At 69.6% G+C, this 14,110-nt stretch carries 12 protein-coding genes; 11 read left to right on the top strand and 1 reads right to left on the bottom strand.

What is annotated here, in order from left to right; genetic code table 11:
- Positions 1–246 precede the first annotated feature (246 nt).
- From arc to prcA, 5 genes are all read left to right on the top strand, one after another.
- Positions 247–2,013: a proteasome ATPase gene (arc, locus tag ACFZBT_RS24360; protein ID WP_189726579.1), complete on the top strand. Its 1,767-nt coding sequence runs from the start codon at positions 247–249 to the stop codon at positions 2,011–2,013.
- A 234-nt stretch (positions 2,014–2,247) separates the two neighbouring features.
- Entirely contained in the window at positions 2,248–3,759 is a 1,512-nt protein-coding gene (dop, locus tag ACFZBT_RS24355) for a depupylase/deamidase Dop (RefSeq protein WP_344985039.1), read from the top strand.
- Between the two features lie 178 nt (positions 3,760–3,937).
- Positions 3,938–4,156, top strand: a complete 219-nt coding sequence (locus ACFZBT_RS24350) for a ubiquitin-like protein Pup (RefSeq protein ID WP_019757212.1) — start codon at positions 3,938–3,940, stop codon at positions 4,154–4,156.
- A 300-nt stretch (positions 4,157–4,456) separates the two neighbouring features.
- A complete protein-coding gene (prcB, locus tag ACFZBT_RS24345) occupies positions 4,457–5,302 on the top strand; it encodes a proteasome subunit beta (RefSeq protein ID WP_391106869.1) in 846 nt (281 codons plus the stop codon).
- A gap of 60 nt (positions 5,303–5,362) precedes the next feature.
- Positions 5,363–6,124 carry a proteasome subunit alpha gene (prcA, locus tag ACFZBT_RS24340; protein WP_391106867.1) on the top strand — a complete coding sequence of 254 codons (762 nt, stop codon included), beginning with the start codon at positions 5,363–5,365 and terminating at the stop codon, positions 6,122–6,124.
- A 379-nt stretch (positions 6,125–6,503) separates the two neighbouring features.
- Here prcA and ACFZBT_RS24335 read toward each other — a convergent pair whose 3' ends face one another.
- Complete coding sequence (locus tag ACFZBT_RS24335) at positions 6,504–7,520, bottom strand: substrate-binding domain-containing protein (RefSeq protein WP_391106864.1); 1,017 nt, start codon at positions 7,518–7,520, stop codon at positions 6,504–6,506.
- A gap of 89 nt (positions 7,521–7,609) precedes the next feature.
- Here ACFZBT_RS24335 and ACFZBT_RS24330 point away from each other — a divergent pair, with 89 nt between their 5' ends.
- From ACFZBT_RS24330 to ACFZBT_RS24305, 6 genes are all read left to right on the top strand, one after another.
- Entirely contained in the window at positions 7,610–8,869 is a 1,260-nt protein-coding gene (locus tag ACFZBT_RS24330) for an MFS transporter (RefSeq protein ID WP_391106862.1), read from the top strand.
- Positions 8,870–8,878: 9 nt separating this feature from the next.
- Positions 8,879–10,240: a Pup--protein ligase gene (pafA, locus tag ACFZBT_RS24325; RefSeq protein WP_391106859.1), complete on the top strand. Its 1,362-nt coding sequence runs from the start codon at positions 8,879–8,881 to the stop codon at positions 10,238–10,240.
- A 130-nt stretch (positions 10,241–10,370) separates the two neighbouring features.
- Positions 10,371–11,378 (top strand): FKBP-type peptidyl-prolyl cis-trans isomerase, encoded by a 1,008-nt coding sequence (locus ACFZBT_RS24320; RefSeq protein WP_391106856.1) that lies wholly within the window; start codon positions 10,371–10,373, stop codon positions 11,376–11,378.
- Positions 11,379–11,439: 61 nt separating this feature from the next.
- The gene (locus tag ACFZBT_RS24315) at positions 11,440–11,811 is read left to right on the top strand and encodes an FKBP-type peptidyl-prolyl cis-trans isomerase (RefSeq protein WP_003989113.1); all 372 of its coding nucleotides are present in this window, start codon (positions 11,440–11,442) and stop codon (positions 11,809–11,811) included.
- Between the two features lie 127 nt (positions 11,812–11,938).
- Positions 11,939–12,916: a WYL domain-containing protein gene (locus ACFZBT_RS24310; protein ID WP_391106853.1), complete on the top strand. Its 978-nt coding sequence runs from the start codon at positions 11,939–11,941 to the stop codon at positions 12,914–12,916.
- A 19-nt stretch (positions 12,917–12,935) separates the two neighbouring features.
- Positions 12,936–14,003: a WYL domain-containing protein gene (locus ACFZBT_RS24305; RefSeq protein ID WP_391106851.1), complete on the top strand. Its 1,068-nt coding sequence runs from the start codon at positions 12,936–12,938 to the stop codon at positions 14,001–14,003.
- Positions 14,004–14,110: the final 107 nt, after the last annotated feature.

The following is a 14,110-nucleotide window of genomic DNA, read 5'->3' as shown; positions in this document are numbered from 1 at the left end:
GTCTCCTGCCGTTTCATGCGTCGAGCCGTATCGGGAATCCGGCCAGCTCTGACGGGTGTTGAACGCTTCGACCCTACCTCCGGCTGGGTTCCATTCATGTTCGGTGGGTATTCCCCTGGCGTGAGGGAGAGCGCAAGGGTGAAGATCGGACACACCCCGACCGTCTTTGTGATCTAGGGGTTTCAATCGACACCCGCCCAGGTAGGGTCTGGAAGCGTCCAGCTCCCCTTGGAGGAGGTGAGGACCGTGGCAGCCCACGACGACGACATGAACCGCGGCATCCGCCCGGGACGCGGGTCCGACGACCCGGCCGGGCAGATCGCCTACCTTGAGCAGGAGATCGCCGTCCTGCGGCGCAAGCTCGCCGACTCTCCGCGGCACACGAGGATTCTCGAAGAGCGGATCGTCGAGCTGCAGACCAATCTGGCCGGCGTGTCCGCGCAGAACGAGCGGCTCGCCAACACGCTCCGTGAGGCCCGTGACCAGATCGTGGCCCTCAAGGAGGAGGTCGACCGGCTCGCGCAGCCGCCGGCCGGCTTCGGGGTCTTCCTGCAGGCGAACGAGGACGGTACCGCCGACATCTTCACCGGCGGCCGCAAGCTCAGGGTGAACGTCAGCCCCAGCGTCGAGCTCGACGAGCTCCGGCGCGGCCAGGAATTGATGCTCAACGAAGCGCTCAACGTGGTCGAGGCCATGGAGTACGAGAGCGTCGGAGACATCGTCACCCTCAAGGAGATCCTCGAGGACGGCGAGCGGGCCCTGGTGCTCGGGCACACCGACGAGGAGCGGGTGGTGCGGCTCGCCGAGCCGCTGCTGGACGTCACCATCCGTCCCGGCGACGCCCTCCTGCTCGAACCCCGCTCCGGCTACGTCTACGAGGTCGTGCCGAAGAGCGAGGTCGAGGAGCTCGTCCTCGAAGAGGTCCCCGACATCGGCTACGAGCAGATCGGCGGTCTCGGGGGCCAGATCGAGGCCATCCGCGACGCGGTCGAGCTCCCGTATCTCTACCCCGACCTGTTCAAGGAGCACGAACTGCGGCCGCCGAAGGGTGTCCTGCTGTACGGGCCTCCCGGTTGCGGTAAGACCCTGATCGCCAAGGCCGTGGCCAATTCGCTGGCCAAGAAGGTCGCCGAGGTGACCGGCCAGGCCCAGGGCAAGAGCTTCTTCCTCAACATCAAGGGCCCCGAGCTCCTGAACAAGTACGTCGGTGAGACGGAGCGGCAGATCCGCCTCGTCTTCCAGCGGGCCCGTGAGAAGGCCAGCGAGGGTACCCCCGTCATCGTCTTCTTCGACGAGATGGAGTCCCTCTTCCGCACCCGTGGCTCCGGTGTCAGCTCGGACGTGGAGAACACCATCGTCCCGCAGCTGCTCGCCGAGATCGACGGCGTGGAGGGCCTGCAGAACGTGGTCGTGATCGGCGCCTCCAACCGTGAGGACATGATCGACCCCGCCATCCTGCGGCCCGGCCGGCTCGACGTGAAGATCAAGATCGAGCGTCCGGACGCCGAGGCGGCCAAGGACATCTTCGGCAAGTACCTCACCGAGCGCCTCCCGCTGCACGGCGACGACCTCGCCGAGCACGGAGACTCCAAGGCGTCCACCGTCCAGAGCATGATCCAGACGGCTGTGGAACAGATGTACGCCGAGTCCGAGGAGAACCGCTTCCTGGAGGTCACCTACGCCAATGGTGACAAGGAAGTCCTCTACTTCAAGGACTTCAATTCCGGCGCCATGATCGAGAACATCGTGGGCCGTGCCAAGAAGATGGCGATCAAGGACTTCCTCGAGAAGAACCAGAAGGGTCTGCGCGTCTCCCACCTCCTCCAGGCCTGCGTGGACGAGTTCAAGGAGAACGAGGACCTGCCCAACACAACGAACCCGGACGACTGGGCCCGGATCTCCGGAAAGAAGGGCGAGCGGATCGTGTACATCCGTACGCTCATCACCGGAAAGCAGGGCGCGGACACCGGACGCTCCATCGACACGGTGGCGAACACCGGTCAGTACCTGTAAAAGGCAGGGCGGCTGCGGGTGCCCTCGGCGGGTACCCGCAGCCGACTGTTTTTCAGGCCACGGCTGGAGCAACGCAATGACGCAAATGATCTCCCCACCAGCGCAAAGGCGTTCTAGGCTCTTCCGTACCGCCGAGTCGCGCAGTGCGGGGACGGGCACCGCACACGCAACCGAGCGCCAGCGGTATCTGAGTGGCGCCCACGACCGAGGGTGCCGCCGGGCAAGGAGGGCCGCATGACCGTACGGCGAGTAATGGGCATCGAGACGGAGTACGGGATCTCCGTCCCCGGCCACCCCAACGCCAATGCCATGCTCACCTCGTCCCAGATCGTGAACGCCTACGCGGCTGCGATGCACCGGGCCCGCCGGGCTCGCTGGGACTTCGAGGAGGAGAACCCGCTGCGGGACGCGCGAGGCTTCGACCTCGCCCGCGAGGCCGCCGACTCCAGCCAGCTCACCGACGAGGACATCGGCCTGGCCAACGTGATCCTCACCAACGGTGCGCGGCTCTACGTCGACCACGCGCACCCCGAGTACAGCGCCCCCGAGGTGACCAACCCCCGGGACGCCGTCCTCTGGGACAAGGCCGGCGAGCGGATCATGGCCGAGGCCGCGGAGCGGGCCGCACAGCTGCCCGGTGCCCAGCCGATCCACCTGTACAAGAACAACACCGACAACAAGGGCGCGTCCTACGGCACGCACGAGAACTACCTGATGAAGCGGGAGACCCCCTTCTCGGACATCGTGCGCCATCTGACGCCGTTCTTCGTCTCCCGGCAGGTCTTCACCGGGGCGGGCCGTGTCGGCATCGGCCAGGACGGGCACGAGCACGGCTTCCAGCTCAGTCAGCGGGCGGACTACTTCGAGGTGGAGGTCGGCCTCGAGACGACGCTCAAGCGCCCGATCATCAACACCCGCGACGAGCCGCACGCGGACGCCGAGAAGTACCGCCGCCTGCATGTGATCATCGGTGACGCGAACCTCTCGGAGATCTCGACGTATCTGAAGCTGGGTACGACGGCTCTCGTCCTGTCGATGATCGAGGACGGCTTCATCGCGGTGGACCTCGCCGTCGACCAGCCGGTTCGTACGCTGCACCAGGTCTCGCACGACCCGTCGCTCAAGCGGCTGGTCACACTCCGCAGCGGCCGGACGCTCACCGCGGTCCAGCTGCAGATGGAGTACTACGAGCTCGCCCGCAAGTACGTGGAGGAGCGGTTCGGGGCCGACGCCGACGACCAGACCAAGGACGTCCTGTCGCGGTGGGAGGACACCCTCACCCGTCTGGAGCACGACCCGATGAGCCTGGCCGGCGAGCTGGACTGGGTCGCCAAGCGGGAGCTCATGGAGGGCTACCGGCGCCGGGACAGCCTCGACTGGGACGCGGCGCGGCTGCACCTGGTCGACCTCCAGTACGCCGACGTGCGGCCCGAGAAGGGCCTGTACAACCGCCTGGTGGCCCGCGGGCGCATGAAGCGGCTGCTGACCGAGGCGGACATCGAGCGGGCCCGTACGGCGCCGCCTGAGGACACGCGCGCGTACTTCCGCGGGCGCTGCCTGGAGCAGTACGCGGACGACGTCGCGGCGGCTTCCTGGGACTCGGTGATCTTCGATCTGCCGGGCCGCGACTCCCTGCAGCGGGTTCCAACCCTGGAACCGCTTCGCGGAACGCGTAATCACGTCAAGGAGCTCCTGGACCGCTGCCGCACGGCGGAAGACCTGGTCAGGGTCCTGTCCGGCGGATGATCGCGTTCAGTGGGTACTCGGGAGGAGGCGGCCGGACAGGGTGGAAAATCCCAGGTCCGGGAATCATCGAGGTGGCCCCCGTACGTTGGAGCAACTGCGGGGCCATTGTCAGACCCGGCGAGTAGGGTCTGATCTTGACCGAGCAACTGTGTCGGGCGAACCGAGCGGGGTGAGGGATATGGCGACCAAGGACACCGGCGGCGGACAGCAGAAGGCCACCCGGTCCACCGAGGAGGTCGAGGAGCAGGCGGCGGAGACGCAGGCTTCGGAGGACCTCAAGGAGCGTCAGGAGAAGCTGAGCGACGACGTGGACTCGGTTCTGGACGAGATCGACGACGTCCTCGAGGAGAACGCCGAGGACTTCGTGCGCTCCTTCGTTCAAAAGGGTGGCCAGTAAGGTGCCTTTGCCTTCATTTCGAAGGTGAGCGGGTCTGGGTGACGGACGGGCGGAGCGCGGAGCGCTGTGCGCGGGGCAGGGAATGACGCGATGCCTCCGTGTGCGGCGCTCCGGGCGTCGGTGGCGTCGCAAGTGCGGCGTCGATCCGGTGGAGTTGGTGCCGCCGGACATGTGGATCACCGCCGAAGGACGGGTAGGGTCCGAGGCATACCGTGCCCCCGGTCGCAACCGGACCGGGGTTGTTCCAAAGGATCGGCCCGACGTCACAGGGCGGGCTGTCGCATACGTGGAAGGAATCGCGTGGAAGCCAACACTCGTAGCACCGGGCGTCTACCAGCTGCCTTCCTGACGCCAGGGTCCTCCTCCTTCATGGACTTCCTCTCCGAGCACCAGCCGGAGATCCTGCCCGGCAACCGGCAACTGCCTCCCACCCAGGGGGTGATCGAGGCACCGCACGGGACCACCATCGTCGCCGTGACGTTCCCCGGGGGCGTCGTGCTGGCCGGTGACCGCAGGGCGACGATGGGCAACGTCATCGCGCAGCGGGACATCGAGAAGGTCTTCCCGGCCGACGAGTACTCCGCGGTGGGCATCGCCGGCACGGCGGGTCTGGCCGTGGAGATGGTGAAGCTGTTCCAGCTCGAGCTGGAGCACTTCGAGAAGGTCGAGGGTGCGCAGCTGTCCCTGGAGGGCAAGGCGAACCGGCTGTCGACGATGATCCGCTCCAACCTCGGCATGGCCATGCAGGGCTTGGCCGTGGTGCCGCTGTTCGCGGGGTACGACGTGGGCCGCGACAGTGGCCGGATCTTCTCGTACGACGTGACGGGCGGCCGCTCCGAGGAGACGAACTTCGCGGCCACCGGGTCGGGCTCGATCTTCGCGCGCGGCGCCATGAAGAAGCTCTTCCGTGACGACCTGAGCGAGGAAGAGGCCACGACCCTCGTCGTCCAGGCCCTGTACGACGCGGCCGACGACGACTCGGCGACGGGCGGTCCCGATGTCGCCCGCCGGATCTACCCGATCGTCACCGTGATCACCGAGGACGGCTTCCGCCGGCTCACCGATGAGGAGTCCTCCGAGATCGCCCGCTCGGTCCTGGCGCGACGCCTGGAGCAGCCGGACGGTCCGCGGGCCTCGCTGCTGTAGACAGCGGCCGTTTCTTGTCAAGGTGATCCAGTGACATCCACAGAAAGGGACGGATAACCGGTGTCGACGCCGTTCTATGTTTCACCCCAGCAGCAGATGGCCGACCGGGCGGAGTACGCCCGCAAGGGCATCGCCCGTGGCCGCAGCCTGGTCGTGCTGCAGTTTGCCGACGGCATCGTGTTCGTCGGCGAGAACCCGTCCCGTGCGCTGCACAAGTTCAGCGAGATCTACGACCGGATCGGTTTCGCGGCCGCCGGCAAGTACAACGAGTACGAGAACCTGCGGATCGGTGGGGTGCGGTACGCCGACCTGCGGGGGTACACCTACGACCGCGACGACGTCACGGCCCGTGGCCTGGCCAACGTCTACGCGCAGACCCTGGGCACGATCTTCTCCTCCGCGGGCGAGAAGCCGTACGAGGTGGAGCTGGTGGTCGCCGAGGTGGGGGAGAGCCCGGAAGGTGACCAGCTCTACCGTCTCCCGCACGACGGCTCGATCGTGGACGAGCACGGCTCGGTCGCGGTGGGGGGCAACGCGGAGCAGATCAGCAGCTACCTGGACCAGCGCCACCGGGACGGTATGACGCTGGCGGAGGCCCTGAAGCTGGCGGTGCAGGCGCTGTCGCGCGACACCAACGGCAGCGAGCGGGAGATTCCCGCGGAGCGGCTGGAGGTGGCGGTGCTGGACCGTACGCGGCCGCAGAAGCGCAAGTTCAAGCGGATCGGGGGGCGTCAGCTGTCTCGGCTGCTGGGCGCGGCGGAAGGGGACGGGGGCGGGGGCGCGGAGGACACGGCGTCCGAGGACGCCGAGGACGCCGGGTAGCTCGGCCCGATCGTCACGTCGCGCGTCCTGGTTGCTGTGGCGGCCGGGGCGCGCGGTTTTGCATGCCTGCGGCGGCCTGGGGGGCTTGGTAGGGGTGCGCGTCGCGCCATCTCGCGGGTGGTGGGTCGGGGCCGCGTCGGGGAGTGTCCGTCCTCGGAACGTCGCGATGGGGTCGGATACCGACTGACTGTCCGTTGACGCGACAACCGCTGCGGGCGGACACCCCCCGACACGGCCCCTTCTCGCCGTACGCGAGTGCGGGCGCGTCCCGCCCCAGCTGCGGGCAATCGTGCCGCTAAGGGCGGCACGGGTGGGCGCAGCGGCACCCCGCTCCGCCGGGTTGCGGACCCCACCCGGCCTCAGCATCGGCGCCGAGCGGTTACGGCAGCCCCGGCGGCGCCGTGGAGCCTCGTACTACGAGCTGCACCGGAATGTCCCCGCCCTCGGGTGCCCGGCCCTCCAGGACGGCCAGCAGGGCCCGCATGCCCCGCTCCCCGAAGAGCTCCGCGTCCAGGCGGACCGTCGTCAGCTCCGGGTCGATGGCCGTGGCCAGGGCGAGATCGTCCAGGCCGGTGACCGAGACGTCGTCCGGGACGCGCAGGCCGAGACGGCGGATCGCCTTGTACGCACCCGCGGCCAGTTTGTCGTCGTCGCAGACAACCGCGGTGGGGCGCGGCCCGGGGAGCGAGAGGGCGGCCTCCGTGGCTGTCACGGCGCCCTCGATGGAGATCGGCGCGCGGGTCGTGCGGACCGACGTACCGGGGACTTCACTCAGCCGGCTCGCCAGTTCCCGGGCCCGCACCTCGAAGGTCCAGGACGGTACGTCCGCCGCCAGATGGAGGAAGCGGCGGTGGCCCAGAGAGAGCAGGTGCTCCGCGACCTGGCGGACACCGTCGGAGATGTCCAGGTTCACCGTCGCCGCACCCAGGCTCCCTGCCGGATCGCTGTCCAGCATCACCAGCGGGAGCTGGTCCCCGCGGATCGCGGTGAGCGCGTCGGCGGCCATGGAGGAGGCGATCACGCCGTCCAGGGCGGCCTGGGCGGAGGCGAAGGGGTCGCGGGCGGGGCCGACGCCCTCGGGGGAGGGGTAGAGGACGACGCCGAATCCGTGGTCGGCGGCGACGCGGGCGGCGCCCGTGTAGACACCCGCGAAGAACTCCGTGGTGAGGGCCGGGACCACCAGGAGGACCGTGCGGGTTCGGCCCAGGCGCAGGTTGCGGGCCGCGAGGTTCGGGCGGTAGCCGAGGTCGCGGGCGGCCTCGCGGACCCGCTGCGCCGTCGTCTCCGAGACGCGTCCGCGCCACTTGTCGCCCAGGACCAGGGAGACCGCCGCCTGGGAGACGCCCGCGGCCTGGGCGACGTCCCGGCTCGTGGGGCGGGTGCTGCCTCGTGCCACCGTCGGGCCGCTCCTTCGTCTGGACTGTCGAACAGCGGACATGGTACGTATGACTCGTTGACGTTATACGTAAAACCTAGGGCGGGGACATGGCTACGGGATACCTGGAGATCCTTCGGGCGCGGCACGCCGCCCGGCTGCTCGTCGGCACACTCGTGGGCCGGCTGCCCAATGCCACCGGCGCCATCGCGATCCTGCTGTTCGTGCGGGCGGAGGGCGGTTCGTACAGCCTGGCGGGGGCGCTGGCGGGTGTGTACGGCGTCGCCAATGCCGTGGGGCAGCCGGTGCTGGGCAGGCTCGTGGATCTGCGGGGGCAGCCGCGGGTGCAGTTGCCTGCGGCCGTGCTGTCGGGGCTCGCCATGGCCGTGTTCGCCTTCGCCGGGATCGGGTCGCCGGCGGTCGCGTATGCCGCCGTCGCGGCCGCGGGGCTCTTCACACCCCCCTTGGAGGGCGGGCTGCGGGCCCTGTGGTCGTCGGTGCTCCGGAAGGAGGACCAGGTGCACACGGCGTACGCCATGGACGCCGTGGCCCAGGAGGTGATGTTCACCGTCGGGCCGCTGCTCGTGACGCTGTGCGTGTCCCTGTGGTCGGCCCAGGTCGCGCTGCTGGTGCTGAACGTGGTCGGGGTGCTGGGCGCGCTGTCCGTGGTCGTCTCGCCGCCCTCGCGTGCCTGGCGGTCGGCGCCGCGGGAGGCGCACTGGCTGGGCGCGCTGCGTTCGGCGGGGCTGCTGGCGTTGCTGGCCGCGTTCCTGTTCATCGGTATGGCGCTCGGGTCCATCACCGTCGCCTCGGTGCCTTACGCGGACGCGCACGGCGGTGACGCCGTGTACGGCTGGCTGATGGCGGCCCTGGGGTTCGGGGCGCTGGTCGGCGGCACCGTCTACGGGGCCCGGCAGTGGGCCGGTGAGCCCGCGCGGCGACTCCAGGTGCTGGTGGCCCTTCTGGTGGTGTGTTACCTGCCGCTGCTCCTCATGCCGGACGCGGTGCCCATGGTGGCGCTTACCGCGCTCGCCGGTGTCTTCCTCGCGCCCGCCATCGCCTGCGCGTTCGTCCTGGTCGACCGTCATGCCCCGCGCGGCACGGTCACCGAGGCGTTCTCCTGGCTGGTGACGACGTTCACCGTGGGCCACTCGGTCGGAGCGGGCGTCGCCGGGCCCGTCGTGGAGACGGGCGGGGCCCTGTGGGGCTTCGCCGTGCCGGGTGCCGCGGGTGGCGTGTCCCTGCTGGTTTTGGCGGCCACGGGACGGGTACTCGCAGCTCCCGGCGGGGGAGCGGTTGTTGTGTCCGGTTCGGAAAATGATCCAAACCGTGCCCCCGAACCCCGTTTCAGTTCAGGGGATCGGGCGTAATGTTCCCTCATGGACCGCCGCATTTTCGGGCTGGAGAACGAGTACGGCGTCACGTGCACGTTCAGGGGACAGCGCCGCCTGTCTCCTGACGAGGTGGCGCGGTACCTCTTCCGCCGTGTCGTGTCATGGGGCCGCAGCAGCAATGTCTTTCTGCGAAACGGCGCCCGCCTCTATCTCGACGTGGGCTCACATCCGGAATACGCCACACCGGAATGTGACAACGTGACCGAACTGGTCACCCACGACAAAGCGGGCGAGCGCATTCTCGAGGGACTCCTGGTGGACGCCGAACGACGCCTGCACGAGGAGGGAATCGCGGGCGACGTCTACCTCTTCAAGAACAACACCGATTCGGCGGGCAACTCCTACGGCTGCCACGAGAACTATCTGGTCGCCCGGCACGGGGAGTTCTCCCGGCTCGCGGACATTCTCATTCCGTTTCTGGTGACGAGGCAGCTGCTGTGCGGTGCCGGCAAGGTGCTGCAGACGCCGCGCGGGGCCGTCTACTGCGTCAGCCAGCGGGCCGAGCACATCTGGGAGGGCGTCTCCTCGGCGACGACCCGCTCCCGGCCGATCATCAACACGCGCGACGAGCCGCACGCCGACGCCGAGCGCTACCGCCGCCTGCACGTCATCGTGGGCGACTCCAACATGTCCGAGACGACCATGCTCCTCAAGGTCGGCGCCACCGACCTGGTGCTGCGCATGATCGAGGCGGGCACCGTGATGCGCGACCTGACCCTGGAGAACCCGATCCGGGCGATCCGCGAGGTCAGCCACGACATCACCGGCCGGCGCAAGGTGCGCCTGGCCAGCGGCCGCGAGGCCTCCGCCCTGGAGGTGCAGCGCGAGTACTACGAGAAGGCCGTGGACTTCTGCGAGCGCCGCGGCATCCGCACCGGCACCGTCGAGCAGGTCCTGGAGCTGTGGGGCCGCACACTGGACGCGATCGAGGCCGAGGACCTCGACCGTATCGGCACCGAGATCGACTGGGTCATGAAGTACAAGCTCATCGAGCGGTACCGCGCCAAGAACAACATGACCATGTCGCACCCGCGGGTCGCGCAGATAGACCTCGCCTACCACGACATCCACCGCCGTCGTGGCCTGTACTACCTGCTCGAGAAGAAGGGCCAGGCGGCACGCATCTGCAACGACTTGAAGATCTTCGAGGGCAAGTCGGTTCCGCCGCAGACCACTCGGGCCCGGCTGCGCGGCGACTTCATCCGGCGCGCCCAGGAACAGCGCCGTGACTTCACGGTCGACTGGGTTCACCTCAAGCTCAACGACCAGGCTCAGCGCACGGTCTTGTGCAAGGACCCGTTCCGTTCCGTGGACGACCGGGTGGAGAAGCTGATCGCCGGAATGTGAGGAAATGCTCCGGCGGATATTCAGCCGGAACGCCACACGGGCGCCGTACGTTACAAGTACGGCGCCCTGCTCACGCCGTAGAGTTGCGCGCACGCCATCAACGAGATCGATCGATTACGAGGCCCCCACAGTGCGCCGACGCTCACTTCTCATCTCTGTTCCCGCAGGACTGGCCACACTCGCCGCGTGCGGCGACGACAAGTCGGATTCGAGCAAGGCCAGCGACAGCCCCTCGCCCTCTCCCTCGGCATCGGCCCCGTCCTCGGCGCCGCCGCCGAAGATCGTGGACGGTCCGCTGCCGGCGGTCACCGCGGGCACCAAGTTCGACGAGAAGCCGACGGTCGCCAAGGGCAGCGGAGAGCCGTCGAAGCAGCTCGCGGTGAAGACGCTGATCGCGGGCAGCGGCAAGAGCATCGCGGAGAACGACTTCGTCGTCGCGAACTACCTGGGCCAGGTCTGGAGCACCGCCAAGGTCTTCGACAACTCCTACGACCGCAAGACCCGCCTGGCCATCCAGCTCACCCAGGGCCAGATCATCGACGGCTGGCGGTACGCGCTGGCCGGCAAGAAGGCCGGCAGCCGTGTCGAGATGGCCGTCCCGCCCACCTGGGGCTACGGCTCGCAGGGCAACCCGCAGGCGGGCATCAAGGGCACCGACACGCTGGTCTTCGTCGTCGACGTGCTGGACACGTTCAACGCCAAGAGCTCCGCCGACGGCGAGAAGGTCGCCCAGGACGACGCGGACCTGCCCAAGGTCGGCACCAACACCGACGGCAAGGCGCCCTCCATCGAGGTGCCCAAGGCGGCCGCCCCGAAGAAGCTCGTCGCCGAGTACGTCCTGGAGGGCGACGGCGAGAAGGTCGCCGCCGACGACAGCGTCCTCGTGCAGTACAAGGGCGTGCTGTGGGACGGCGGCAAGGAGTTCGACTCCTCGTACGCCAACAAGCAGCTGGTGTCGTTCTCGCTCCAGCAGGTCGTCAAGGGCTGGGCGCAGGGCCTGACCGGCAAGAAGGTCGGCAGCCGGGTCCTCATCGTCATCCCGCCGAAGCTGGGCTACGGCGACAACCCGCCGCAGGGCAGCGGCATCAAGAAGGACTCCACGCTGGTCTTTTCGGTGGACATCCTCGCGAAGCTCTGACGTGCGGGGGATGTAAGACTGTGCGTGTTCGCCTTTTCGCAGACAAGCAGGAGCCTAAGACGTGAGCATCGACAAGCCCGAGATCGACTTCCCGGGCGGCGAGCCCCCGGCGGACCTCGAGATCAAGGACATCTGGGAGGGCGACGGCCCGGTCGCGCAGGCCGGCCAGACCGTCACCGTCCACTACGTCGGAGTCGCCTTCAGCACCGGCGAGGAGTTCGACGCCAGCTGGAACCGCGGCACCCCGTTCCGCTTCCCGCTGGGCGGCGGCCGGGTCATCCAGGGCTGGGACCAGGGCGTGCAGGGCATGAAGGTCGGCGGCCGCCGTCAGCTGACCATCCCCGCGCACCTCGCCTACGGCAACCAGAGCCCGAGCCCGCTCATCAAGCCCGGCGAGACGCTGATCTTCGTGGTCGACCTGCTCGGGGTCTGAGCAAGGTCCGACAGACTCGATCACCTGGGGCCCATGCCTGTTCGGGCATGGGCCCTCGGCTTTGCCGGGACACCGCGGGGCGGTACGGTCATCGGTCGTAAGCACCATAGGGAGGCGAAGGGCGTCGATGGCCATTGCCAAGGCCGAGCGGCTGATGAACCTGGCGCTGTGTCTGCTCGGGACGCGGCGGCCGCTCAGCAAGCGTGAGCTGCGCGACTCCATCGAGGCATACGTCGAGGCCTTCGGACCGGGGAACGGCGCCGGCGGATCCGACGACTCCTTCAACCGCATGTTCGAGCGCGACAAGGACGACCTGCGCGAGCTCGGACTGGTCATCGAGACGGTCGAGAGCCTCGACGGCGACATCGGTTATCTGGCCCGGCGCGACAGCAACCGCCTTCCTCCGATCACGCTGGACGCCGAGGAGGCCGCGGCCCTCGGGGTCGCCGCCAAGGTGTGGCAGCAGGCCCGGCTCGCCGGCGCGGCCAGCGGTGCCCTGCAGAAGCTGCGCGCGGCGGGCCTCCCCGAGGACGTCGACCCCTACGGGCCGCACGGCGCGCTGGAGCCGCGGATCCCCGTGCACGAGGCGGCGTTCGAGCCGCTGATGCTCGCCTGCCGGGACCGCCGCCCCGTCGTCTTCGACTACCGCAAGGCCACCGCCGCCCACCCCGAGCAGCGGCACGTGGAGCCGTGGGCGCTCGAGTGCTGGCGCGGCCACTGGTACCTCGCGGGCTGGGACCGCGACCGGGGCGCCGAGCGGGTCTTCCGGCTCTCCCGGATCACCGGCAAGGTCCGCTCACGCGGCGGCCGGTACACAGGGGACGTGCCGGACGTCGTCACCGTCCGTGAGACCGTCGCGGGCTGGGCCGGGGAGATCGCCGACCGCTCCGCCCGGATCCGGCTGCGCTCCGGCGCGGGGTACCCCCTTCGGGCGAAGGCCACCGCCGTACGGGAACTCGGCGACGGCTGGGACGAGTTGGAGATTCCGTACGGCCACGGGCTGGACGCCTGGCTGGTGGAGTTCGGGCCGGACGTGGTCGTCCTGGAGCCCGCCGAGCTGCGGGCCGACGTGGTGGACCGGCTGCGGGCCGTGGCCAAGGGCTGAGGGGGAGCGGAGCAGAACAGTGGCAGGCAAACCGGTCAGGCCCGTGAACGCCATCGACCAGACCCGGCGGATGCTCTCGCTGGTGACGTATCTGAAGGAGCGTCCCGGCGCCCGGGTCGAGGACGTCGCGCGCGCCTTCGGCATCACCGAGGACGAGCTGGTCTCCGACCTGGACGTGCTGCCCATGTGCGGCACCAGCTTCCGGGGCGGCGATCTGCTCGACATCGACACCGACGGCGAGCGCATCTGGTGGCACAACCCCGATGATGTCGCCGAGCCGCTGAGACTCGCCGCCGACGAGGCCACCGCCCTGCTGGTCGCCGCCCGGGCCGTGGCCACGCTGCCCGGACTGCGTGAGAGCGACCGCCAGGCGCTGCTGCGGGCCACGGCCAAGGTGGAGACCGCGGCCGGCGAGACCGCGGGCGCCAGCTCGCGGCTGTCGGTGACCTTCGAGTCCGAGGGCGGCGTCTTCGCGGACGTCGACCGCGCGATCGCGGAGCGCCGCCGCCTGTGGATCCGCTACTACTCGCCCGCGCGCGACGAGGTCACCGAGCGGGAGATCGACCCCATCCGTCTGGTCAGCGTCGGGCACACCTATGTCGAGGCCTGGTGCCGGCGCTCCGAGGCGCGCCGCACGTTCCGGCTCGACCGGGTCGCCGAGATCAAGATCCTGGACGAGCCGTCGGCGCCGCCGGAGATCGAGCTGCGTGACCTGTCGCAGGCCCTGGTGCAGCCCGCGGCCGAGGACCCGGAGGTCGTGGTCGAGGTCGGGCCCGGCGGCCGCTGGGTCGCCGAGTACTACCCGCACGACAGCGCGGACGAGCTGCCGGACGGCGGGCTGCGTATCACGCTGCGGACCCCCGACCCCGCGTCGCTGCGGCGCCTGGCGCTGCGGCTCGGGCGGGACGGCCGGATCGTGTCGCCGCCGGAGCTGGCAGACAGCGCCCGGCAGGCGGCCCGCGAGGCGCTTGCCGCCTACGACGGGATCGAGCCGGGCCCCGCGGCGGACACCGCCCAGGTGCCAGGGCCGCAGCCGGTGCCCGCGGCACCCACGGGCCCGGACGGGCCGGACGGCGGACGCGCGTGAGCCATCGCGGCCTGCGGTACCGGCGGGCGCCCGGACAGGGGCCCGCGGTCTGCCGCGCAGGCGGACGGCCTCGGCCCCGCCGGGGACGGGACGCACCCGCGTACTCC

It is taken from the genome of Streptomyces sp. NPDC008137 (assembly GCF_042957035.1).
Taxonomy (GTDB): Bacteria; Actinomycetota; Actinomycetes; order Streptomycetales; family Streptomycetaceae; genus Streptomyces.
The sequence above is the reverse complement of the archived record's forward strand: the minus strand, read 5'-3'. Positions and strand labels throughout refer to the sequence as shown.